Annotated in this window: 20 protein-coding genes and 1 pseudogene; 3 read left to right on the top strand and 18 right to left on the bottom strand. The window is 73.4% G+C overall.

Annotated features, from left to right (window positions below; all coding sequences use genetic code 11):
• Positions 1 to 87: 87 nt before the first annotated feature.
• On the bottom strand, positions 88 to 1,254 hold the full coding sequence (locus BLU42_RS15285) for an RtcB family protein (protein ID WP_091076095.1): 1,167 nt from the start codon (positions 1,252 to 1,254) through the stop codon (positions 88 to 90).
• A gap of 116 nt (positions 1,255 to 1,370) precedes the next feature.
• Positions 1,371 to 2,243 (bottom strand): annotated as a pseudogene (locus BLU42_RS15290) (phosphoribosylaminoimidazolesuccinocarboxamide synthase); the annotation flags it as partial.
• Positions 2,244 to 2,391: 148 nt separating this feature from the next.
• On the opposite strand from BLU42_RS15290, the gene BLU42_RS15295 reads away from it, so the two are divergent.
• Positions 2,392 to 2,577, top strand: a complete 186-nt coding sequence (locus BLU42_RS15295) for a PspC domain-containing protein (RefSeq protein WP_091076104.1) — start codon at positions 2,392 to 2,394, stop codon at positions 2,575 to 2,577.
• Here BLU42_RS15295 and BLU42_RS15300 read toward each other — a convergent pair.
• The 3 genes from BLU42_RS15300 to purD form a co-directional block, all read right to left on the bottom strand.
• Complete coding sequence (locus BLU42_RS15300; RefSeq protein ID WP_091076106.1) at positions 2,555 to 3,715, bottom strand: alpha/beta hydrolase family protein; 1,161 nt, start codon at positions 3,713 to 3,715, stop codon at positions 2,555 to 2,557. The two genes, BLU42_RS15295 and BLU42_RS15300, sit on opposite strands and share 23 nt — an antisense overlap.
• A 109-nt stretch (positions 3,716 to 3,824) precedes the next feature.
• On the bottom strand, positions 3,825 to 5,255 hold the full coding sequence (gene purB / locus BLU42_RS15305) for an adenylosuccinate lyase (protein ID WP_091076109.1): 1,431 nt from the start codon (positions 5,253 to 5,255) through the stop codon (positions 3,825 to 3,827).
• Positions 5,252 to 6,532 carry a phosphoribosylamine--glycine ligase gene (gene purD / locus BLU42_RS15310; protein WP_091076113.1) on the bottom strand — a complete coding sequence of 427 codons (1,281 nt, stop codon included), beginning with the start codon at positions 6,530 to 6,532 and terminating at the stop codon, positions 5,252 to 5,254. Before purD ends, purB begins: the two co-directional genes overlap by 4 nt.
• Positions 6,533 to 6,614: 82 nt before the next feature.
• Between purD and BLU42_RS15315 the strand changes: the two genes are divergently transcribed.
• Complete coding sequence (locus BLU42_RS15315; protein ID WP_091076115.1) at positions 6,615 to 7,913, top strand: glycoside hydrolase family 32 protein; 1,299 nt, start codon at positions 6,615 to 6,617, stop codon at positions 7,911 to 7,913.
• A 31-nt stretch (positions 7,914 to 7,944) separates the two neighbouring features.
• On the opposite strand, the gene BLU42_RS15320 is transcribed toward BLU42_RS15315, so the two are convergent.
• The 8 genes from BLU42_RS15320 to BLU42_RS15355 form a co-directional block, all read right to left on the bottom strand.
• Complete coding sequence (locus BLU42_RS15320; protein WP_091076118.1) at positions 7,945 to 8,961, bottom strand: LacI family DNA-binding transcriptional regulator; 1,017 nt, start codon at positions 8,959 to 8,961, stop codon at positions 7,945 to 7,947.
• A gap of 77 nt (positions 8,962 to 9,038) precedes the next feature.
• Positions 9,039 to 10,322 carry an adenylosuccinate synthase gene (locus tag BLU42_RS15325; RefSeq protein ID WP_091076122.1) on the bottom strand — a complete coding sequence of 428 codons (1,284 nt, stop codon included), beginning with the start codon at positions 10,320 to 10,322 and terminating at the stop codon, positions 9,039 to 9,041.
• Positions 10,323 to 10,467: 145 nt separating this feature from the next.
• Positions 10,468 to 10,920 carry a DUF3151 domain-containing protein gene (locus BLU42_RS15330; protein WP_091076126.1) on the bottom strand — a complete coding sequence of 151 codons (453 nt, stop codon included), beginning with the start codon at positions 10,918 to 10,920 and terminating at the stop codon, positions 10,468 to 10,470.
• 32 nt (positions 10,921 to 10,952) lie between these two features.
• Complete coding sequence (locus tag BLU42_RS15335) at positions 10,953 to 11,978, bottom strand: magnesium transporter CorA family protein (protein WP_091076129.1); 1,026 nt, start codon at positions 11,976 to 11,978, stop codon at positions 10,953 to 10,955.
• Positions 11,979 to 12,180: 202 nt separating this feature from the next.
• Complete coding sequence (gene fbaA, locus BLU42_RS15340; RefSeq protein WP_091076133.1) at positions 12,181 to 13,206, bottom strand: class II fructose-bisphosphate aldolase; 1,026 nt, start codon at positions 13,204 to 13,206, stop codon at positions 12,181 to 12,183.
• A gap of 140 nt (positions 13,207 to 13,346) precedes the next feature.
• A complete protein-coding gene (locus tag BLU42_RS15345) occupies positions 13,347 to 13,916 on the bottom strand; it encodes a hypothetical protein (RefSeq protein WP_157719999.1) in 570 nt (189 codons plus the stop codon).
• A gap of 35 nt (positions 13,917 to 13,951) precedes the next feature.
• On the bottom strand, positions 13,952 to 14,716 hold the full coding sequence (locus tag BLU42_RS15350) for a GntR family transcriptional regulator (RefSeq protein ID WP_091076139.1): 765 nt from the start codon (positions 14,714 to 14,716) through the stop codon (positions 13,952 to 13,954).
• A gap of 125 nt (positions 14,717 to 14,841) precedes the next feature.
• The gene (locus tag BLU42_RS15355; protein ID WP_091080687.1) at positions 14,842 to 15,426 is read right to left on the bottom strand and encodes a TrmH family RNA methyltransferase; all 585 of its coding nucleotides are present in this window, start codon (positions 15,424 to 15,426) and stop codon (positions 14,842 to 14,844) included.
• A 173-nt stretch (positions 15,427 to 15,599) separates the two neighbouring features.
• On the opposite strand from BLU42_RS15355, the gene BLU42_RS15360 reads away from it, so the two are divergent.
• Positions 15,600 to 16,283 carry a DedA family protein gene (locus BLU42_RS15360; protein WP_091076144.1) on the top strand — a complete coding sequence of 228 codons (684 nt, stop codon included), beginning with the start codon at positions 15,600 to 15,602 and terminating at the stop codon, positions 16,281 to 16,283.
• Between the two features lie 123 nt (positions 16,284 to 16,406).
• Here BLU42_RS15360 and BLU42_RS15365 read toward each other — a convergent pair whose 3' ends face one another.
• The 5 genes from BLU42_RS15365 to BLU42_RS15385 all read right to left on the bottom strand — a co-directional run bounded on the left by BLU42_RS15365 (position 16,407) and on the right by BLU42_RS15385 (position 21,987).
• A complete protein-coding gene (locus tag BLU42_RS15365) occupies positions 16,407 to 17,369 on the bottom strand; it encodes an aldo/keto reductase (RefSeq protein ID WP_331715242.1) in 963 nt (320 codons plus the stop codon).
• Between the two features lie 97 nt (positions 17,370 to 17,466).
• Complete coding sequence (locus BLU42_RS15370; RefSeq protein WP_091076148.1) at positions 17,467 to 18,720, bottom strand: NADH:flavin oxidoreductase/NADH oxidase; 1,254 nt, start codon at positions 18,718 to 18,720, stop codon at positions 17,467 to 17,469.
• Positions 18,721 to 18,873: 153 nt separating this feature from the next.
• Positions 18,874 to 19,749 carry a LemA family protein gene (locus BLU42_RS15375; protein WP_231918187.1) on the bottom strand — a complete coding sequence of 292 codons (876 nt, stop codon included), beginning with the start codon at positions 19,747 to 19,749 and terminating at the stop codon, positions 18,874 to 18,876.
• A gap of 63 nt (positions 19,750 to 19,812) precedes the next feature.
• Positions 19,813 to 20,376, bottom strand: a complete 564-nt coding sequence (pyrE, locus tag BLU42_RS15380; RefSeq protein ID WP_091076152.1) for an orotate phosphoribosyltransferase — start codon at positions 20,374 to 20,376, stop codon at positions 19,813 to 19,815.
• A gap of 138 nt (positions 20,377 to 20,514) precedes the next feature.
• Positions 20,515 to 21,987: an NAD-dependent succinate-semialdehyde dehydrogenase gene (locus BLU42_RS15385; RefSeq protein WP_091076155.1), complete on the bottom strand. Its 1,473-nt coding sequence runs from the start codon at positions 21,985 to 21,987 to the stop codon at positions 20,515 to 20,517.
• Positions 21,988 to 22,096: the final 109 nt, after the last annotated feature.

Below are 22,096 nucleotides of genomic sequence, written 5' to 3' on the forward strand. Positions count from 1 at the left end.
GTCTAGGGCTGCAGAACTTCTCGCCCTCTGAGTACCGCAGGGGTGGTCAGAGGGCGAGAAGTTCGGCTCGCGCACGCGCGAGAGCGCTCAGGCTCCCTTGACGTTCACCAGCTGGTGGAGCGTGTGCCGGACGCTCACCAGGTCGGAGGCGTCCGCCATGACCTGGTCGATGTCCTTGTACGCCCCGGGGATCTCGTCCAGGAACGCCTCGGTGTCCCGGAACTCGATCCCGACCATCGCCTCCCGCAGCTGCTCGTGGGTGAAGCGCTTCCGCGCCGCCGAGCGGGAGAACATCCGGCCCGCCCCGTGCGGCGACGAGCTCAGCGACACCGGGTTGCCGAGCCCCTCGACGACGTAGCTGGCCGTCCCCATCGAGCCCGGGATCAGGCCGGGCTGGCCCGGCCGGGCCTCGATGGCGCCCTTGCGCGAGACCCAGACCCCCCGGCCGAAGTGACGCTCCTGCTCGGTGAAGTTGTGGTGGCAGTTGATCCGCTCCTGCTCCACCACGGCCTCACCGGTCCAGTCCGCGACGCACCGGACGACCCGGTCCATCATCTCCTCGCGGTTGAGGAGCGCGAAGTGCTGCGCCCACCGGAGCTCGCGGACGTACGCCCAGAACTCGTCGGTCCCCTCGACGAGGTACGCGAGGTCCGGCTCCGCGAGCGGGATCCACCACCGCGTCGCCAGCTCCTGCGCGACCTTGACGTGGTGCGAGGCGATCTTGTTCCCCACGCCCCGCGAGCCCGAGTGCAGGAACAGCCACACCCGGTCCTGCTCGTCGGCGCTGACCTCGATGAAGTGGTTCCCCGAGCCCAGCGACCCGAGCTGCAGGTCCCAGTGCGCGCCGTAGCGGGCCGGGTCGAACCCGGCCTGCTCGGCCAGCGCGACGAGCTCGGCGACCCGCGGCTCGGCCGTCTCGCGCACCTTGCGGTTGCTGTGGCCGGCCGACAACGGCACCGAGCGCTCGATCGCCTTCCGGACGAGCGACCGGTCCTCCGGCAGCTCCTCGACGTGCAGCTGGGTCCGGACCGCGATCATCCCGCAGCCGATGTCGACGCCGACCGCCGCCGGCATGAGCGCGCCGAGGGTCGGGATCACCGAACCGACCGTGGCCCCGCGACCCAGGTGCGCGTCGGGCATCAGGGCGACGTGCGGGAAGACGAAGGGCATCCGCGCCGTGCGCTCGGCCTGCTCGCGGGTGCTCTCCTCCAGGATCGAGGCCCAGCTCCAGAGCTTGTCGTTGATGCGGTCCATGACGGCTCCTCCGTCCTTCCGTGCGTACGCGCCGGGTGGCGCGACGGCACAACCTACGGAGCCGAATTCGCCTGGTGCCGCCGGTTTTCGCCGTGCTAGGCGGGGACGAACGCCGAACCGGTGAGCCGCTCGTACGCGTCGAGGTAGCGCTGGCGGGTGTCGGCCACGACCTGCGCGGGGACGGGCGGCGGCGCGGCGCCGGAGCCGCGGTCCCAGCCGGAGTCGTGCAGCAGCCAGTTGCGGACGAACTGCTTGTCGAAGGAGTCCAGGCGGGCGCCGGGCGCCCAGGTCGCGGCGTCCCAGTAGCGCGAGGAGTCGGGGGTGAGGACCTCGTCGGCCAGCACGACCGTGCCGTCGGCGCGGAGCCCGAACTCGAGCTTGGTGTCGGCCAGGACCAGGCCGCGCTCGCGGGCGATGCCCTCCGCGCGGTCGTAGACCGCCAGCGTCAGGTCGCGCAGCCGCGCGCCGAGCTCGGGACCGGTGGTCTCGACCATCGTGTCGAAGTCGACGTTCTCGTCGTGCTCGCCGAAGGCGGCCTTGGTCGCCGGCGTGAAGATCGGCTCGGGCAGCCGTGAGCCGTCGACCAGCCCGTCGGGCAGCGGCACGCCGCAGACGGAGCGGCTCTGCTGGTACTCGACCCAGCCGGACCCGGTGAGGTAGCCGCGGGCGACGCACTCGACGGGCACCATGGCGAGCCGCTCGCAGACCACGGCCCGGCCCCGCACCGGCTCGGGCACGTCCAGGCCCAGGACGTGGTCGTCCACGAGGTCCCTCAGCTGGGCGAACCACCACTGCGACAGCTGCGTGAGGACCGCGCCCTTGTCGGGCACGAGGCTGTCGAGGACGAAGTCGAAGGCGCTGATCCGGTCGGTCGCCACCATGAGCAGGGCGTCGGCGCCGTCGCGGTCCTCGTACGCGTAGAGCTCGCGGACCTTGCCCACGTGGACCAGCGGCAGGCCGAGCCGGTCGGCGAACCCTCCGACGGTCAGGGTCGGGGGCGCGCCACCGCCCGAGGAAGGCACGGAGGAAGACCCTGGCTCGCCCATGATCGGGCCACCCTAGCCTGGTGCGACGGCCCGGCCGGACGGCACAGTGGAGCCCGGAACACCCGACTCCCACAGCAAAGGTAGGCACCCCATGGCCTCGCTCACCCGCCCTCGTCACGGTCGCGTCGTCGCGGGGGTGTGCGCCGCGATCGCCAACCGGTTCGGGATCAGCCCGTTCCTGGTGCGCGTGATCTTCCTGGTCAGCATGCTGCTACCCGGTCCGCAGATCCTGATCTACCTCGGCGGCTGGCTGCTCATCCCGAACGAGCGCTTCTGAGCCTCCGCCCCCGTCGGGGCAGGACCGCCACGGCGAGCGCGACGAGCACCGCCAGCCCGAGCGCCACGCGCGGGTCGGCGGGCCACCCCGGCCGCGGCAGCGTCGGCGGCCCGCCCAGCGTGGCGGGCTGCACGCCCCGCACCCGGTCGTCGCGCGGGTAGCCCTGGCGGACCCAGTCCGACACCCGCTCCGCCCAGCCCGTGCCGACCCCGACCCGGTGACCCGCACCGGCCACCACCTCGACGCGGCCGCGGGCACCGACCGCACCCTCGTAGCGCCGGGCGGCGACCGCCACCGGCACCGTGGCGTCGTCGGCGCCCCACACCGCGTACGAGGGCTGCGTCCCCGCCGCGAGCTGCGGCACGACGTCGGTGCCCAGCCACCGCGCGACCGGACGTCCGAGCACGAGCCCGGCCGCGGCGGCCTCGCGGACGACCGCGGGGAGCCCGGCCAGGCGCCGGTCCACGACGTACGCGGCCTGCTCGAGCGGGGTGACCACGGGGGCCGACACGAGCACGGTGAAGGCCACGCCTCCGGGGTCGCGGGCCGCCGCGAGCGCGGTGACCCCGGTGCCCTCGCTGACGCCGAGCAGGCCGACCCGGCCGGGGTCGACCCCGCGCTGCCGGCCCAGCGTCGTGACCGCGCCGAGCGCGTCGTCGGCCAGCCGGTCGTAGCTCCGTCGCAGCGGGCCGTAGCCGGAGGTCCGCTTGTCGTAGGTGAGCACGGCCAGCCCGCCGCGGGCGAGCGCCTCGGCCTCGGCGGCCAGGTCGTCGCGCGTGGTGGCACCCGACCCGTCCACGAGCACGACGCCCGGGACGGTGCCCTCGGCCCCGCGCGGTCGCACGACCCGGGCAGGCAGCCCGGCGTCGGTGACCAGGTCGACCCGGTCGACGAAGGCGTACGGCAGGTGCTGGACCCAGATCGGCACCACCGGCAGCTCGGCCACCTCGAGCGGGGCCGCCTCCTCGGGTGCACCCCAGCCGGTCGCCGTCGACACCGACAGGGCCGCGAGCAGGACGGCCGTGACCAGGCCGGCGAGGAGCCCCCGCACGACCCGTCGCGTGAGCCCGGAGCGGCGCCGGCCGCGCGGGCCGGCCTCGAGCCGTTCGGGCGGCGGCGTGGGACCCGCCGTGCTCACCCCCGGAACCTACCGCCCCGAGCCGGGCACGGGCGTCGTCGGGCCTGATCGTGCGGGTCGGGCGACGGGAGGCGCCCGTGTACGACCGGCCGACCAGGTCGGGACCCGGCTAGAGCACCGGCCCAGGTGTGTAGGCGGCGGCGGTCGGGTGCGTGCCCGCGACCTGCTCGATGCGCTGCACGATGGTCGCGACCTGAGCACGCGCGGTGCCGGTGAGCTCGATCGGGTCCGCCAGGGCGTCCTCCAGCGCCGACCGGCTCATGCCCAGGCGCTCGTCGGCGGCGAGGCGGTCGACGAGGTCGTTGCCACCGCCCTCCTCGCGCATCCGCAGGGCGACGCCGACGGCCTGCTCCTTGATCGCCTCGTGCGCGGCCTCGCGTCCGGTGCCGTGCCGGACCGCGGCCATGAGGACCTTCGTCGTGGCCAGGAACGGCAGGTAGCGGCGCAGCTCGGCCTCGATGACCGCGGGGAACGCGCCGAAGTCGTCGAGCACGGTCAGGAACGTCTCGAACAGCCCGTCGACGGCGAAGAACGCGTCCGGCAGGGCGATGCGGCGCACCACCGAGTCGGAGACGTCGCCCTCGTTCCACTGGTCGCCGGCGAGCTCGCCGAGCATCGAGACGTAGCCGCGGACGACGACGGCGAGGCCGTTGACGCGCTCGCAGGAGCGCGTGTTCATCTTGTGCGGCATCGCGCTGGAGCCGACCTGCCCGGGCTGGAAGCCCTCGGTCACGAGCTCGAGGCCGGCCATCAGCCGGATCGAGGTGGCGAGGTTCGACGGGGCGGCGGCGACCTGGGCGAGCGCGGTGACGACCTCGTAGTCGAGGGAGCGCGGGTAGACCTGCCCGGTGCTCACGAGCACCTGCGCGAAGCCGAGGTGCCCGGCGACCCGCTCCTCCAGCTGCGCCAGCCGGTCGGCGTCGCCGTCGACGAGGTCGAGCATGTCCTGCGCCGTCCCGACCGGGCCCTTGACGCCGCGCAGCGGGTAGCGCCCGAGCAGCTCCTCGACCCGCGCGTACGCGACGAGCAGCTCGTTGGCCACCGTCGCGAAGCGCTTGCCGAGCGTCGTCACCTGCGCGGCCACGTTGTGCGAGCGGCCGGCCATCGGCAGGTCGGCGAACTGCGCCGCCCGCTCCCCCAGCCGGACCAGCGCGGAGACGACCCGGTCGCGGACGATCTCGAGGGCGGAGCGGATCTGGAGCTGCTCGACGTTCTCGGTGAGGTCGCGCGAGGTCATGCCCTTGTGGACCTGCTCGTGACCGGCGAGGGCGTTGAACTCCTCGATGCGCGCCTTGACGTCGTGCCGGGTCACCCGCTCGCGGGCGGCGATCGAGGCGAGGTCGACGTCGTCGACCACCCGCTCGTACGCGGCGATGACGGCGTCCGGGTCCTCGCCGCCGAAGTCGACCCCGAGGTCGCGCTGCGCCGTGAGGACGGCGATCCAGAGGCGGCGCTCGGCGACGACCTTGTTCTCCGGGGACCAGACCGCGCGCATCTCGGGCGAGGCGTAGCGGTTGGCGAGGACGTTGGGCACGCTCATGCGGTCGATGCTCCCTGAGCCTGTCGAAGGGCCGCCTGCTGGGCGATGTCGTGGCGGAAGAACGAACCCTGCAGCCCGATGCGCTCGAGCCCGGCGTACGCGACGGCGCGGGCGGCGGCGAGGTCGCTCCCGGTGCCGACCACGGTGAGGACGCGGCCCCCGCTGCTGACCACGGTCCCGTCGCCGCCGTCGGCGGTCCCGGCCTGCACGACACTCGCGCCGGTCCCGGCGACGGCGTCCAGCCCGGTGACCGTGCCGCCGAGCGACGGTGTGCCCGGGTAGCCCCCGGCCGCCAGCACGACCCCGACGGCCGCGTCGTCGGACCACTCCAGCTCGGGCTCCTCGCCCAGGGTGCCGGTCGCGGCGGCGTGCAGCAGCCGGCCCAGCGGGGTGCGCAGGCGGGCGAGCAGCGGCTGCGTCTCCGGGTCCCCGAACCGCGCGTTGAACTCCACGACCTGCAGCCCGCGCGAGGTGAGCGCGAGGCCCGCGTAGAGCAGCCCGCTGAAGGGCACACCGCGGGCGGCCATCTCGCGCACCGTCGGCTCGAGCACGCGGCGCGTCACCTCCTCGACCAGGTCGGGCGGCGCCCAGGGCAGCGGCGTGTACGCCCCCATGCCCCCGGTGTTCGGACCGGTGTCGCCGTCGCCGACCCGCTTGAAGTCCTGGGCGGGCTGCATCGCCCGCACGCTCCGCCCGTCGGTGACCGCGAACAGGCTGACCTCGGGCCCGTCGAGGTAGGCCTCGACGACGACGCGCTCGCAGCCGGCCGCGTGCGCCAGGGCGGCCTCGCGGTCGGAGGTCACGACGACGCCCTTGCCGGCGGCGAGCCCGTCGTCCTTGACCACGTACGGCGCCCCGAACTCCTCCAGCGCGGCCGCGACCTCATCGGCGGTGCGGCACAGGCGCGAGGCCGCGGTCGGCACCCCGGCGACCTCCATGACGTCCTTGGCGAAGGCCTTGCTGCCCTCGAGCTGGGCCGCGGCGGCCGACGGGCCGAAGCAGGCGATCCCCACCGCGCGGACGGCGTCGGCCACCCCGACCACCAGCGGCGCCTCCGGACCGACGACGACCAGGTCGGCTCCTAGGCGCTGCGCGAGCGCGCTGACCGCGGCGCCGTCCAGCGGGTTCACGGGGTGGTTCGTCGCGACCTCGGCCGTGCCCGGGTTGCCCGGCGCGACGTGCACCTGCGCCACCCCCGGGTCGCGCGCGAGCGCGAGGGCGAGCGCGTGCTCCCGTCCGCCGGAACCGAGGACGAGCACGCTGAGCGGGTCGGGCACGTCGCGAGATCCTACCCAGCGGCGACCTCCGGACCCTCGACCGAGCGCAGCCCCGGGCACGAGGACGACCTAGGGTGCGACCGTGCTCGAGCCGGACCCCGGACCGTCGTTCCCCCGCCTGCACGTCCGGCCGCGCCGGGGCTGGCTGAACGACCCGAACGGGCTCTGCCGGGTCGACGGGACCTACCACGTCTTCTTCCAGCACAACCCGTACGAGCCCGTCCACGGCCACGTGCACTGGGGCCACGTGAGCTCCGACGACCTGCTGCGCTGGACCGAGCACCCGCTCGCTCTCGTCCCGCAGCCCGGGACGCCCGACGCGGCCGGCTGCTGGAGCGGCTGCGTCACCGTCGACGACGGCGTGCCGACCGCGGTCTTCACCGCGGTCCCCGACCACGCCTGGAACGCCGGCGCGCTGCTCGCCCGCGGTGACGCCACCCTGACGAGGTGGACGCCCGGCCGGTCCTTCGTGGCGGGACCGCCCTTCCTCGAGGGCGTGGAGGAGGTGCGGGACCCCTTCGTCTTCCACGTCGACGGGCACCGCTACGTCGTGCAGGGCGCGGGGTCGCGCCACGGCCGCCCCAGCCTGCTGCTCTGGGCCGCCGACGACCTGGAGGCGTGGACCGACCTCGGGTCGCTGCTCACCGACGACGACCCGGTCGCCGCCGTCGTCGCCGAGGCGAACCTCTGGGAGTGCCCGAACCTCGTCCGGCTCCCGGTGGCCGGTGCGGACGAGGGAGAGGAGCACGAGCGCTGGGTGCTGCTGGTCTCGCTGTGGCGCTGGGTCGACGAGGCGCACGAGCTGGCCGGCGTCCGCTACCTCGTGGGCGACCTCCAGCCCGACGGCCCCGGGCTGCGGTTCGTCGCGGCCTCGGGCGGGGTGGTCGACCACGGCGCCGCCTTCTACGCCCCGCAGGTGCTCCCCGACGGCGATCGCACCCTGCTGTGGGGCTGGTCCTGGGAGGTCGGGCGCAGCGAGGACCAGGTCCGCGACGCCGGCTGGGCCGGCGTCCTGACCTTCCCGCGCGAGCTCGTCCTCGACGCCGCCGGCACCCTGGTCGCGCGTCCGGCGCGGGAGCTCGCGGAGCTGCGCCGTGACCCGCTCGCCCTGTCCGGGGCCCCGCTCGGGGTGGCGGCGTTCGAGCTGCGCTGCACCGCGGCGGCGCGGCTGCGGCTCGTCGACGACGGGCGGGAGGTGTTCGGCCTCGACGTGGGCGGGTCGTCGGACGCACCGACGACGGTCCTGGTGGACGGCAGCCTCGTCGAGGTCTTCCGCGCCGGCGGCACCCGCACCGAGCGCGCCTACCCGACGGCGACGAGCGGGTGGTTCGTCGACGCCGACCCGGCGGCGCTCGAGGGCTGGGTGCTGGGTCTCGGCTGAGCGGGGCGGCGGTCCGACCGACGGGCCCGGCTCAGCCGGTCGGCATCGCGCGGAGCCGGGGCGGCCCGACGGACTCCCCGGCGTGCACAGGGCAGACGAAGGTGAGCCGTCGTACGTCGGGGTGGCCGAGGCGCAGCTGCTCGACCAGCAGGTCGAGGGCGTGGGTGGCGATGACCTCGTCGGGCCGCTCGACGCGCGTGACCGCCGGCACCAGCTGGCTGGCCAGGTCCTCCCCGTCGTCCAGGCTGACCAGGGAGAGGTCGTCCGGGACGCGGAGCCCGAGGTCGGCGGCTGCGAGCAGCGCACCGAGGGCCAGGCGCTCGTGGGTGCACACCAGCGCGGTGGGCGGCAGGTCGGAGGACAGCAGCCGCCGCGCGCCGTCGTAGCCGTCCTCCACGCTGTGCCCGGCCTCCACGACGACCGGCGGGGCGAGACCCGCATCCGCCGTCGCCCGGGTCACGCCCTGCACCCGGCGCTCCGAGGCCAGGCCCTCGCGCCCGGCCAGCACGCCGAGCACCCGGTGGCCCGCGTCGAGCAGCAGGTGCGCCGCGCTGAGGCCCGCCCCGACCTCGTCGGGCACCAGCGAGGACGCCGCGAGCGCGTCGTCGAAGCAGTTGACCAGCACCGTCGGCACGGCCGTGACGGCCTCGGGCGCGGGGTAGGCCGTGAGCTCGGGCGCGACGACGACGAAGCCGTCCACGCGGCGGTCGACGAGCGCGTCGACCTGGGTGGGCCGCTGCACCGCGTCGACCATCATCAGCAGGTAGCCCGCCCGGCTCGCGGCCGTGTAGACCGCGCCGAGCAGGGCCAGCGGCATGTGCCGCCGGTCGGGCCAGGTCAGCACGCCGATCGTGCCCGTGCGCTTGCTCCGCAGGCTCAGCGCGACCGCGTTGGGGGTGTAGCGGAGCTGCTCGGCGGCCTCCCGCACGGCCTCCTGCTTGGCCCGGGAGATGTTGCCGTCGGCCCGGCCGTTGAGCACCAGCGAGACCGCGCTGCGCGAGACGCCGGCGAGGTCGGCGACGTCCTGCGCGGTGGCTCGGCGGGTCATGGCGTCAGAGTAGGGAATATCTTCCTTCGATGCCCGTACGAATGGCCGACGCCGCCCATCGCGATCCGACCGCCGGGCTACAGGAGGTCGCGGACGACGATCGACTGCTCGCGGTCCGGCCCGACCCCGATGCCCGAGATCGGTGCCCCGCAGAGCTCCTCGAGCCGGTTCACGTAGGCCTGGGTGTTCTTCGGCAGGTCGGAGAACGAGCGGCAGCCGCTGATGTCCTCGGTCCAGCCGTCGAGCTCCTCGTAGACCGGGACCGCGCGCGCGAACTCCGACTGCGCCAGCGGCATCGAGTCGTAGCGCTTGCCGTCGACCTCGTAGCCGACGCAGACCGGGATGCGCTCCCAGCCGGTGAGGATGTCGAGCTTGGTCAGGAAGATGTCGGTGAAGGCGTTGGCCCGCGCGGCCGTGCGGACCACGATGGCGTCGAACCAGCCGCAGCGCCGCGGGCGCCCCGTCGTCGTGCCGAACTCGGCGCCGGCCTGGCGCAGCCGCTCGCCGTCGTCGTCGAGCAGCTCGGTCGGCATCGGGCCCTCGCCGACGCGCGTGGTGTACGCCTTCGCGATGCCGATGACACGGTCGATCCGGGTCGGGCCGACCCCCGCGCCGACGCAGGCACCGGCGGCGACCGGGTTGGACGACGTCACGTAGGGGTAGGTGCCGTGGTCCACGTCGAGGTGGTGGGCCTGGGCGCCCTCGAAGAGCACGACCTTGTCCTCGTCCAGGGCGTCGTTCAGCACCTTGGAGACGTCGACCATGTGCGGCCCGACGCGCTCGGCGTAGGAGAGCAGGTGCTCGGTGATCTCCGCCGGCTCGATCGCGCGGCGGTTGTAGACCTTGGCCAGCAGGTGGTTCTTCTGCTCCAACGACGCCTCGACCTTGGCGGCCAGCAGCTCGGGGTCGAAGAGGTCCTGCACGCGCAGGCCGATGCGGTTGACCTTGTCCGCGTACGCGGGACCGACCCCGCGGCCGGTGGTGCCGATGCGGCGCTTGCCCAGGAACCGCTCGGTGACCTTGTCGATCACCTGGTGGTAGGGCGCGATGATGTGCGCGTTGGCCGAGATGAGGAAGTTCGAGGCCTCCACGCCACGGGCCTCGAGCCCGTCGACCTCCTCGAAGAGGACGTCGAGGTCGACGACCACGCCGTTCCCGATGACCGGCACGCAGTTCGGGTTGAGGATCCCCGACGGGAGCAGGTGGAGCGCGTAGCGCTCGCCGCCCACGACGATGGTGTGGCCGGCGTTGTTGCCGCCGGAGTAGCGGACGCAGAAGTCGACCCGGTCACCCAGCTCGTCGGTCGCCTTGCCCTTGCCCTCGTCGCCCCACTGGGAGCCCACCACAACGATGCCCGGCATGTGATCGCCGCCCTTTCACCTGACGCGCCCCGCGCGCCAAAGAGTGAAGTCCCTCAGGCGAATGCCTGGGGGACTCTTGCCACCAGAGGCTAGCGGATCGGGACCTCGTGCGGCCATCCCGAGCCCACGCCCGGCCGCCCGGGCGTCAGCCCTGGCGGGCGAGGACCTCGTACGCGGTCGCCGAGGAGTCACGGAGGAACTGCGCGCAGCGCTCCTCCTCCGCGGTCTCGCCGAAGCGCCCGGCCGCGACCGACAGGGCCCACAGCGCGCGCAGGAAGCCGCGGTTGGCCTCGTGCTCCCACGGCACCGGGCCCGCCCCGCGCCAGCCCGAGCGCCGCAGGGCGTCGAGCCCGCGGTGGTAGCCGGTCCGGGCGTACGCGTACGCCTGCACGTCCGCGCTGTCGGAGCCCTCGGCGAGCGCGCGCTCGGCGAGCAGCGCCCAGGCCAGCGACGACTCCGGGTGGGTCCGCACCGTCTCCACGACCTGCTCGGGGCTCGGGCTCTCCCCCAGCTCCGCCGCGGCCGGGTCGGTCGCCAGCCGGGTCTCGGGCGTGCCGGGGCCGTGGGCCATCAGGTTCTCGCGGGTGCGGTCGCTCATGGGCGCGAGGCTAGCCGCCCCGCGACGCTCCCTCAGACCCAGCGCTTGAGCCGGAACACCACGAAGAGGGCGACGGCCGTCAGGACCATCAGCGCCAGGTAGACCCAGAAGCCAGCCCCCGTGCCGTTCAGCGGGACGAGCACGTTCATGCCGACGAAGCCGCTGATCAGGGTGGGCACGGCGATGATCGCCGCCCAGCCGGAGAGCTTCTTCATCGTCTCGTTGCCCTGCGCGTCGGAGAGCGAGAGGCTCGTCGAGACGACCGACTGCAGCGTCTCGCGCAGGCCGTCGACGGCGTTCGCGACCCGGGTGTGGTGCTCGTCGATCATGGCCCAGCGGCGCCGGGACTGCGACGCACCGGTGCCCTTCTTGCCGGCCGGCACCGGCGGGCTGGCCGTGACGTCGGTCAGCACCGTGCGCATCGGGTCGGTGACGCGGCGCAGCTGCGACAGCGCCGAGCGGAGGTGGAAGGCTCGCAGCTGGCCCGCCTTGGTCAGCGGCTCGAGCGCCGTCAGCTGCTCGCCGAGCGCGTCGGTGGCCTCCTCCAGCCAGGTCGCCACGTCGTCGTACGAGCGCACGACCGCGGCCATCAGCTCGCGCAGCGCGGCGTCGGTCCCGCCGGCCGTGAGGTTCTCGGCGTGGGCGGTGAACAGCTCGGCCGGCCTGAAGTCCGGCGTCGGGTCGACCAGGCAGATCAGCAGCCGGTCGGTGGCGACGACGGCCAGCGGGTGCGAGCGCAGCTCGACGGCCTGCGGGTCGAGGGCCACGGTGTTGGTGGTGATGATCCGCGCCGAGCCGAGCTCCTCGAACTTGGCGCGGCCGTCGCGGGCCAGCAGGTCCTTCACGACCAGGGAGTCCAGGCCCATCGCCTCGGCGGCCCCGCGGAGCTCGCGCTCGGCGTACGGCTCGCTCTTGGGCAGCACCCACCACGCGAAGGCGTCGGAGTGCATCTCGAGGACGTCGCCGAGGTCCTCGCCCTGCAGGTCCTCCGCGATCACGCCCCGCGGCGTCCACACCCGGGACAGCGGCGCTGGCCCCTGTCGGACGGCGATGGACATGGAACCCAGCCTAGAGACCGAGCCGCACGCGACCACCGAGGCGCTCCGCCCGAGGGGCACACGGCCGACGCGCCGCTGCCTGGACGACCGGACGAGGACGCGGCGCCGGCCCGCGGCAGACGCCCGACCCGCCGCGTCCTCGGGAGGGAGGAAGGCAGCGGGTCGGAGCGTCGGCCGCGTCCGAGCGGAGCGAGGACAGGAGCTACGCGCTGAGGGACGTGCCCTTGCTACGCAGGTGCTCGCAGGCCTCGACGATGCGCTTGGCCATGCCGGACTCGGCGGCCTTGCCCCAGGCGCGCGGGTCGTACGCCTTCTTGCTGCCGACCTCGCCGTCGACCTTGAGGACGCCGTCGTAGTTGGTGAACATGTGGGCGGCGACCGGGCGGCTGAACGCGTACTGCGTGTCCGTGTCGATGTTCATCTTGATCACGCCGTAGTCGACCGCGGCCTGGATCTCCTCGAGCGTGGAGCCAGAGCCGCCGTGGAAGACGAGGTCGAAGGGGTCGGCCTTGCCGATCTTGTCGCCGACCTCCTTCTGGATGTCGCGCAGGACCTCGGGGCGCAGCTTGACCGCGCCGGGCTTGTAGACGCCGTGCACGTTGCCGAAGGTGAGGGCCGTCAGGTAGCGGCCCTTCTCGCCGGCGCCGAGGACCTCGACGGTGCGGAGGCCGTCGCCCGGGGTCGTGTAGAGCTTCTCGTTGATCTCGTGGCTGACGCCGTCCTCCTCGCCGCCGACGACGCCCACCTCGATCTCGAGGATCACGTTGGCCGCGGCGCACTTGGCGAGCAGCTCCTCGGCGATGGAGAGGTTCTCCTCGAGCTCGACCGCGGAGCCGTCCCACATGTGCGACTGGAAGAGCGGCAGGCCGCCGTTCTTGACGCGCTCGGTGGAGATGTCGAGCAGCGGGCGGACGAAGGAGTCGAGGTTGTTCTTGGGGCAGTGGTCGGTGTGGAGCGCGACGGTGACCGGGTAGCCCTTGGCGACCTCGTGCGCGTACTCGGCGAGCGCGACCGAACCGGTGACCTTGTTCTTCACGGTCGGGCCGGACGCGTACTCCGCGCCGCCGGTGGAGATCTGGATGATGCCGTCGGAGCCGGCCTCGGTGAAGCCCTGCAGCGCGGCGTTCAGCGTCTGCGAGGAGCTGACGTTGATCGCGGGGTAGGCGAACTTGCCGGCCTTGGCCGCGTCCAGCATCTGCGCGTAGACCTCGGGAGTGGCGATGGGCATGGGTGCCCCTTTCGTGTCGACGGGGTGGTGCTCCGGGCGGTGCCACCACGTCTCTCGGCGGCGGCGACCATCAGGTCCAGTCTCTCAGCCGCGCCGAGGTGCCGCCGACAGGGCGTTCCCCCGCGGTCGTCGACGCGCGCTCAGTTGTCGAGGCGGCTGAGGTCGACGCCGCGTCGGCCGGCCGAGTACGCCCGGGCGGTGCCGTCGAGGGTCGCCGGCGCGACGACGACCTGGTCGAGCGGCACGAGCCCGGTCTGAGCGTCGGTCGTCCGCAGCCGAAGCCGGTCGGCGCGGCCGAGCCCGCCCGGGACGACCTCGAGGGTCTCGACGTCCGGCCAGCGGGCGAAGGCCGTGCCGACGACGACGCCCGGCCGGCCCATCCGGACGGCGATCCCGTCGGGCGCGGTGCGCAGGTCCTTGCGAGCCCGCAGGAAGCCGACCAGCGCGACGGCCGTCCAGACGAGCGCGAGCGTGACGCCGACCGCCGGGAAGAACCAGTACGGACCGCCCTGGGTCGAGATCGTGTCCCACTGCCAGGCGTAGATCGCGGCCAGGACCACCAGGCTGATGCCGAGGCTGACCAGCCGCACCACCAGGCCGCGCCGCCGCCGGCGGACGGTCTCGGCCAGCGCGGTGGGGTCGTACGGGAGCACCAGCTCGGCGATCGGTCCCCAGGTGCCGGGTCCGGGCAGCACGTCGGTCGGGCTCACGCCCTCCATGGTGCCCGACCGCGGTCGCGACGGGCTCACTCGCGTGCCCCGCGGGGGGTGATGGCCATGTGGATCCGGTAGCGGTCGGCGCGGTAGGCCGACGTCGCCAGCTCGACGACGCGGTCGCCGGCGTAGGTCACGCGCTCCTGCACGAGCAGCGGCGCGCGCTTGGCGATGCCCAGGACGCGGGCCTGGTGGGCGTCGGCCGCCTCGGCGCGCACGGTCTGCTCGCCGCTGGTGACCACGACCCCGTAGACGGAGGCGAAGACGTCGTAGAGCGAGCCGAGCTCGCGGTCGAGCAGACCGGGGAACAGCGCGGAGGGGTAGTTGCCGACCTCGTACGCCATCGGCGTCCCGTCGGCGGTCCGCAGCCGCTCGACCCGGACCACCGCGCGGCCGGGCCGGATGCGCAGGGCGTACGCGACCTCGTCGTCGGCGGCCTCCTCGCGGGCGGACAGGACCACCGTGGCCGGGATGAGGCCGCGGTCGCGCATCTCGCGGGAGAAGGAGGTGAGGTGCAGCCGGGAGTCGACCTGCGGGCCGGTCACGTACGTGCCCTTGCCGTGCACCCGCTCGAGGACGCCGCCCTCGACCAGGTCGGCGATGGCCTGCCGGACCGTCACGCGGCTGACCGCCAGGCGGGTGACCAGCGCCCGCTCCGAGGGGATCGCGTCACCGGGTGCGAGCTCGGTGTCGATGAGCTGCTCGAGGATGCCGCGGACCTGGGCCCGCTTCGTCGGGGCGACCGACGCCGGTCGGCCGAAGTCGACCAGCCCGACCGACCTGCGCTCCTGCGCCACCGCGCGACCTCCTCGTCACAGCGCCCGGGCACCACAACTGGTCCGGACCAGTACGGACCAGTATGCGTCCGCCCGGGGGTCGTCGCACAGGTTCTGCACGGGTTCCGTCCGGCGCGGCCCGGCCTTCAGGAGCCCCAGCGCCGCGACCAGTGGTACATCGCGATCGCGGCCGCCGCGCCGGCGTTCAGCGAGCGGGTCGAGCCGTGCTGGGTGATGGCGACGAGCCGCTCGCAGGCCGCCACCATCTCCTCGGTCAGGCCGGGTCCCTCGGAGCCGAAGACCAGGCAGCAGGAGCGCGGCAGCTCGACCGGCTCCAGCGGGACGGCGCCCGGCAGGTTGTCGACCCCGACCAGGCTCACGCCCGCCGCCGTGGTCGCCGCGACGAGCGAGGCGACGTCAGCGTGGTGCTCGACGTGGAGGTAGCGGTCGGTGACCATCGCGCCGCGCCGGTTCCAACGCCGCCGGCCGACGATGTGCACGGCGCTGACGTTGAAGGCGTTGGCGGTGCGCACGATCGAGCCGATGTTGAAGTCGTGCTCCCAGTTCTGGATCGCCACGTGCAACGGCGCCCGGTGCTCGTCGAGGTCGGCGACGATCGCGTCGAGGCGCCAGTAGCGGTAGCGGTCCAGCACGTTGCGCCGGTCGCCCGTCGCGAGGAGCTCCGGGTCGAGGCGCGGGTCGTCCGGCCACGGTCCCGCGTACGGGCCCACGCCGGGGCCGACGGTCGGGTCGGCGGGAGGTTCAGCGGCGGCCCCGTCCCCCGCGTCCTTCCCCGGGCCGGACGGGTCGTCGTCGAGGGGTCCTCCTGAGCCTGTCGAGGGGCGCCGCACAGCCAGCGACGGTAGCGTCTCCTCGCGTGAGTGCCGACCTGTTGCCGGGCCTGATGCCCCTGCTGCTCCCGTCCTGGATGGACCCCGAGCAGCTCGTGCGGGCCTTCGGGCCGTACGCGCTCTGGGGCGTCGCCTTCGTGATCTTCGCCGAGTGCGGCCTGTTCGCGATCCTGCCCGGCGACTCGCTGCTCTTCACCGTCGGCATCTTCACCGCGACCGGCGTGGTCGACCACAGCATGGTCTTCGTCTGCGCCGTGCTCACGTTCGCGGCCGTGCTCGGCAACGTCACCGGCTACTGGCTCGGACGGCTGATCGGCCCGCCGCTGTTCAAGCCGCGCAGCGGTCTGGTCGGCCGGATCCTGAATCCCAAGTACGTCGTGCGGACCCACGCCTTCTTCGACCGCTACGGCTCCCGCGCGCTGGTCCTGGCGCGGTTCGTCCCGATCGTGCGGACCTTCGTGACCCTGGTCGCCGGCGTGAGCCGCATGGACTTCCGCAAGTTCATCGGCTACACCGCGATCGGCGGCGTCCTGTGGGCCTGCGGCGTGACGATCCTGGGCTACTTCCTCGGTAACGTCAGCGTGATCAAGAACAACATCGACGCGGTGCTCGTGCTGATCGTGCTCGTGTCAGTGATCCCGATGGGGATCGAGTACCTCCTGCACCGCCGCCGCATCAACCGCGGCGTCGAGGAGGTCGTCGCCCCGGGTCCGGCGAGCCAGCAGCCGGTCGACTGACGGCTCCCGTGGCGTCGGTCCACCACGTCGAGGTGGTGGACCGGACCGTGACCGAGGCGGATCTGCCGCGGTCACGGCCGGTCACCTGAGGTCGCGACGGACGCGATCGCGGGGTTCGCAGTCTCAGCCGGTGATGCGGACGAGCTCGCCGAGGTCGGCCGCGCTCGGCTGCCAGGCCCCCGCCGCCACGTTGCCGCGCACCTGCTCGACCGAGGTCGCCCCGGCGATCACCGAACCCACCGTCGGCATCGCGGCGAGCCCGCCGATGGCGACCTGGAGCATGGTCAGGCCGCGCTCCTCGGCGAACGAGCCGAGCGCCTCGATGGTGTCGAAGTCGGCGTTCGCCAGCTGGTCCTGACCCGCCAGCCGGCTGCCCTCGGGCGCGTCGGCGCCGCGCTTGTACTTGCCGGTCAGCAGCCCCGAGGCCAGCGGGAAGTACGGCAGCAGCCCCTTGCCCGTGTGCTCCAGCGCCGGGACCAGCTCGTCCTCGATGCCGCGCGACAGCCACGAGTACTCCGACTGGTCGGAGACGAAGGGCTCCAGGCCGCCCGTCCGCGCGGTCCAGTCGGCGTCGAGGACCTGCCAGCCGGCGAAGTTCGAGGAGCCGAGGTAGCGGACCTTGCCCTCGTGGACGAGGTCGGTCAGCACCTCGAGGGTCTCCTCGATCGGCGTGCTCGGGTCGGGCCGGTGCATCTGGTAGAGGTCGATCCAGTCGGTCTGCAGCCGGCGGAGGCTGGACTCGACGGCGAGGCGGACGTAGCGGCGCGAACCGCGCACGCCCCAGTCGGGCCCGTTGGTGCCCTGCATGTCCATGCCGAACTTGGTCGCGAGGACGACCTGGTCGCGCTTGCCCTTCAGGGCCTCGCCGAGCAGCGTCTCCGAGCGGCCCGGGCCGCCCGACCCGCCGTAGATGTCGGCGGTGTCGAAGAGGGTGATGCCGGCGTCGATCGCCGCGTCGACGACGGTGGGGACGTCGGAGTCGGCCATGCGGCCGCCGAAGTTGTTGCACCCGATGCCCACCGTCGAGACGGTGAGGCCCGAGGCCCCGAGCTGTCGGTAGGTCATGTCCTGCTGGTTGTCGGTCACGAAGCGACGCTATGCGCACCCCTGAACCCGGCCGCTCGCCGGGTGCGCAGGGGTGCGCACCCGGCGGCTCGTGGGGCGGAGCCCAGCCGTCCGGTCCTCAGGCCGCGTCGTGCAGCGGCACGCCGTCCAGCGTGGCCTCACCGGGCTCGACGTCGACGTCGAGAGCGACCTTGAGGCCCTGAGTCGGCATCACGGTGGCGGCCGGTGCGCCCGCGGTCTCCTCGCTGACGGCCGGGAAGCCGATGGACTCCTGGTCGGCCCGGAAGTTGCGCAGCCACCAGCCCCAGTCCTCGGGAACGAGGCCGAAGGGGTTGTCGTAGCCGAGCTCGCGCGCGGCCCAGACGGGCCAGTGCGGGTTGGACAGGGCCGGTCGGCCCAGCAGCACGAGGTCGATCAGCCCATCCTTGATCGCCGCGTCCGCGTTCTGCGGCTTGCCGAGGTTCCAGCTCGCGGCGACCGGGATGTCGACCTCGGTCCGGACCCGGTTGGCCCGCTGCACGAAGGCCGACGGGGTGTTGAAGATGTTCTCGCGCATGTCGTCGGTGTTGCCGCCGACGGACAGGTCGGCCAGGTCGAGCCCGTGCTCCTTCATCCACCCGATCGCCACGACCGAGTCGTCGAACTGCGTGCCGTCGGGGTTCAGGTCGTCCGAACCCAGCCGCATCGTCAGCGGGACCCGCTCGGGGATCACCGCCCGGACGGCGTCGAGCGCCTCCAGGTGGAAGCGCGTCCGGTTCTCCAACGAGCCGCCGTAGGCGTCCGTGCGGTGGTTCGCGATCGGGGAGAAGAACGACGCCCCGAGGTAGCCGTGCGCGTAGTGCATCTCGATCCACTCGAAGCCGACCTCGACCGCCCACCGCGCCGACCGGGCGTACTCCTCGTAGAGGCCGTGGATCTCCGCCACCGTCAGCTCCTCCGGGGCGTGGGCGAAGTCGCCGCCGTACGCGATCGCCGACGGCGCCTTGGTCTGCCAGCCCTTGGGGTGGTCCGGCGGCAGCATGTGGCCGCCCTCCCACGGGGTCACCAGGCTCCCCTTGCGGCCGGTGTGGCCGAGCTGGATCGCGGGCACGCCGCCCATCGAGGTGATGATCCGGCAGACGCGCTCGAGGCCCTCGAGCTGCGACTCGTCGTAGATGCCGGCGCAGCTGACGGTGGTGCGGCCGTCGGGCGTGATGGCGATCTGCTCGGGGAAGACCAGGCCGAAGCCTCCCGCCGCACGAGCGCCGAGGTAGGACACGTGGTAGTCGTCCATGCGCCCCTCGACGGAGCGGTACATCGTCATCGGCGACATGCCGATGCGGTTGCGCAGCGTGACGCCCTTGATCGTCAGGGGCGAGAACAGGTGCGGCATCGCGGACCTCCGAGGTCGTGCTCCACCAGTGTCGGGAGCGCCTAGGAGCACCCCATCAACGGTCGTGCACGACCGGGTGTCCGCGGGGTCAAGCCTCGGTAACGGATCGCTCACACCGCCCGGGGCGGTGTGAGAGCAACGACCCCCGCAGGCTCAGCGGGTCTGCGGCGGCTGGTAGCCGCCCTGGCCCTGCTGGTCCTGCCGAGGCGGGGGCGCGTACTGGCTCGGCGGCTGGTGGCCCGGCTGACCCTCCTGCGCCGGCGGGGCGTACGAGGGTGGCGTGTAGCCCGACGAGGACTGCGGGTCGGGCAGCTGGTCGTCCTGGCGCTGCTGCGGGGGCAGCGCCGGCTGGCCCTGCCGGCCCGGGTCGACCTGGCCCTGCGCCGGCGGCTGCTGGAACGACCCGGGCTGGTCGCCGCGGTAGGCGATCTCGCCGAAGCTGATGCTCGGGGCCTGGCGCACGGCCGGGTCGTTGACCTCGAAGTACGTGGCCTTCTCGAAGTGCGCGAGGCCCGCGATGATGTTGCTCGGCACCGACTCGACGCGGGTGTTGTACGCCGCGACGTTGGCGTTGTAGTAGCGCCGGCCGTTCGCGATCCGGTCCTCGGTCTCGGTCAGCTGGCGCTGCAGCTCGAGGAAGTTCTGGTTGCTCTTGAGGTCGGGGTAGGCCTCGACGCTGACGATGAGGTTGCGCACGGCGCCCGACAGCTGCTCCTCGACCTGGGAGCGCTGCGGGCTCGGCAGGCCGCTCGGGCTCGACTGCGAGTCCGACTGCGCGATCGAGGCCGCCTGGTTGCGGAGCCGGGTCACGTCCTCGAGCGTGTTGCGCTCGTGGGCCGCGTACGCCCGGACGGTCTCGACGAGGTTCGGCAGCAGCTCGTAGCGCCGGTTCAGCTCGACGTCGACCTGGCGCCAGGACTCCTGGATCGTGTTGCGGCCCTTGACGAAGCCGTTGTACATCGAGAAGCCCACGAGGGCGAGGATCACGACGAGGACGAGCAGGATGATCACGACGATGATCGCGGACACGGTGCCTCCGTCAGGGTTCGGTCGGGTCAGGCTAGCGGGCCGGGGGGCCGGCAGGACCCGGGCTCAGGAGAGCCCGAGGTCGGCCGACGAGACGGCCCAGCGGTAGTCCAGCCCCTCGGCGAGCACCTTCTCCCGCGCGCCGGTGTCGCGGTCGACGACGACCGCGACGCCGACGACCTCCGCACCCTCGGCGCGCAGGGCCTCGACCGCGGTCAGGGCGGAGGAGCCGGTGGTCGAGGTGTCCTCGACCACGAGCACCCGGCGCCCCTCGACGGGCGAGCCCTCGATGCGCCGCTGGAGGCCGTGCGCCTTCTCGCTCTTGCGCACGACGAAGGCGTCGAGCACCGAGGACTCCGCGGCCGCGGCGTGCAGCATCGAGGTGGCGACCGGGTCGGCGCCGAGGGTCAGGCCGCCGACCGCGTCGAAGGACCAGTCGGAGACGAGCGCCCGCATCACGCGGCCGATGACCGGCGAGGTCCGCCCGTCGAGCGTCACCCGACGCATGTCGACGTAGTAGTCGGCCTCCCGCCCCGAGGACAGGGTCACCCGGCCGTGCACGACCGCCAGCTCGGCGATGCGGCGGATCAGGTAGACGAGGTCGTCGGGGTTCGGTCGCGGCGCGTTCACGAGGCCCGACCCTAGCGAGACCGACCCCTGGCGCCCTCTCCGGTCACTCCTCCCACCGGCCACCGCCGAGGCCCGCGCACCGGCGCCGGGGCGCCGTCGGCACGTTCCCGGCACGATGCCGGTGTCAGGACGCTGCGGTCAGGCCCAGGGGTCGGGGATGAGCGTGTAGCGGGTCTCGAGGTACTCCCCGATCCCCTCGCGGCCGCCCTCGCGGCCGAGACCGGACTGCTTGACGCCGCCGAAGGGCGCCGCGGCGTTGGAGACGACGCCGGTGTTGATCCCGACCATGCCCGTCTCCAGCGCGTCGACCAGGCGCATGGCCCGGGCGAGGTCCTGGGTGTACGCGTAGCCGACCAGCCCGTACTCGGTGTCGTTGGCGAGGGCGACGCCCTCCTCCTCGTCGGCGAACGTCGCCACGGCGAGGACCGGACCGAAGATCTCCTCGGCGAGGATGCGGCTGCCCGGGCGGACGCCGGCGACCACGGTGGGTTCGTAGAAGGTGCCGGGCCCGTCGACGGCGTGCCCGCCGACCACGACCTCGGCCCCGCGGCCGACCGCGTCGGACACGAGCGAGCCCGCCTTCTCGCGCGCCTTCTCGTTGATCAGCGGTCCGACCTGGACGCCCTCCTCGGTGCCGCGGCCGACCCGCATGGCCGCCACCCGCTCGCTCACCTTGGCCGTGAACTCCTCGGCCACCTCGGCGGCGACGATGAAGCGGTTGGCCGCCGTGCACGCCTCACCGATGTTCCGGAACTTGGCGAGCATCGCCCCCTCGACGGCGAGGTCGACGTCGGCGTCGGCGAAGACCACGAACGGCGCGTTGCCGCCGAGCTCCATGGAGGTGCGGAGCACGCCCTCGGCGGACTGGGCCAGCAGCCGGCGGCCCACCGGGGTCGAGCCGGTGAAGCTGAGCTTGCGCAGCCGCGGGTCGGCGATGACCGTGCCCGAGACGGACGCGGCGTCGGTGGTGGTGACGACGTTCAGGACGCCCGGCGGCAGGCCCGCCTCCGCCAGGACGCTGGTGAGGAGCAGGGTCGTGAGCGGCGTCAGGTCCGCCGGCTTGATCACGGCCGTGCAGCCGGCGGCCAGCGCGGGGCCGACCTTGCGGGTCGCCATGGCGAGCGGGAAGTTCCACGGGGTGATCAGGTGGCACGGCCCCACGGGGTGCCGGGACACGATCATCCGGCCCGTCCCCTCCGGGTTGGGCCCGAAGCGGCCCTCGATGCGGACGGCCTCCTCGGAGAACCACCGCAGGAACTCGTTGCCGTACGTGACCTCGCCCTTGGCCTCGGCCAGCGGCTTGCCCATCTCCAGGGTCATCAGCAGGGCGAAGTCGTCGGTCCGCGCCCGCACCGCGTCGAAGGTGCGCCGCAGGATGTCGGAGCGCTGCCGCGCCGGCGTCCGTGCCCAGGACGCCGCAGCCTCGACGGCCGCGTCCATCGCCGCGGCGGCGTCGTCGGCGTTGCCGTCGGCCACCTCGGCCAGCGCCTCCCCCGTCGCGGGGTCGTCCACCGAGAAGGACCGGCCGGTGGCGGAGGGCCGCCACTCGCCGCCGATGAACAGGCCCGAGGGCACGTCCTCGAGCAGGGATCGTTCGGCCTGCGCCGTCATGAGACTCCTCGGGTCCACGAGCATCTTCGTCGAACGATCCCGACGATAGGACGATCTTGCCGGAACCCTCGCTCTGGGAGCCACTTTGATGGCACACTGCCATTCGCGT

The sequence above is a fragment of the Microlunatus sagamiharensis genome (genome assembly GCF_900105785.1).
In the GTDB taxonomy this organism is placed as follows: Bacteria; Actinomycetota; Actinomycetes; order Propionibacteriales; family Propionibacteriaceae; genus Microlunatus; species Microlunatus sagamiharensis.

Coding starts and splice junctions, on each gene's coding strand:
- BLU42_RS15285 (WP_091076095.1), bottom strand. CDS start 1,254: ATGGACCGCATCAACGACAAGCTCTGGAGCTGGGCCTCGATCCTGGAG.
- BLU42_RS15295 (WP_091076104.1), top strand. CDS start 2,392: ATGGCCTCGCTCACCCGCCCTCGTCACGGTCGCGTCGTCGCGGGGGTG.
- purB (WP_091076109.1), bottom strand. CDS start 5,255: ATGAGCGTGCCCAACGTCCTCGCCAACCGCTACGCCTCGCCCGAGATG.
- BLU42_RS15320 (WP_091076118.1), bottom strand. CDS start 8,961: ATGACCCGCCGAGCCACCGCGCAGGACGTCGCCGACCTCGCCGGCGTC.
- BLU42_RS15325 (WP_091076122.1), bottom strand. CDS start 10,322: ATGCCGGGCATCGTTGTGGTGGGCTCCCAGTGGGGCGACGAGGGCAAG.
- BLU42_RS15330 (WP_091076126.1), bottom strand. CDS start 10,920: ATGAGCGACCGCACCCGCGAGAACCTGATGGCCCACGGCCCCGGCACG.
- BLU42_RS15335 (WP_091076129.1), bottom strand. CDS start 11,978: ATGTCCATCGCCGTCCGACAGGGGCCAGCGCCGCTGTCCCGGGTGTGG.
- fbaA (WP_091076133.1), bottom strand. CDS start 13,206: ATGCCCATCGCCACTCCCGAGGTCTACGCGCAGATGCTGGACGCGGCC.
- BLU42_RS15360 (WP_091076144.1), top strand. CDS start 15,600: ATGCCCCTGCTGCTCCCGTCCTGGATGGACCCCGAGCAGCTCGTGCGG.
- BLU42_RS15370 (WP_091076148.1), bottom strand. CDS start 18,720: ATGCCGCACCTGTTCTCGCCCCTGACGATCAAGGGCGTCACGCTGCGC.
- BLU42_RS15385 (WP_091076155.1), bottom strand. CDS start 21,987: ATGACGGCGCAGGCCGAACGATCCCTGCTCGAGGACGTGCCCTCGGGC.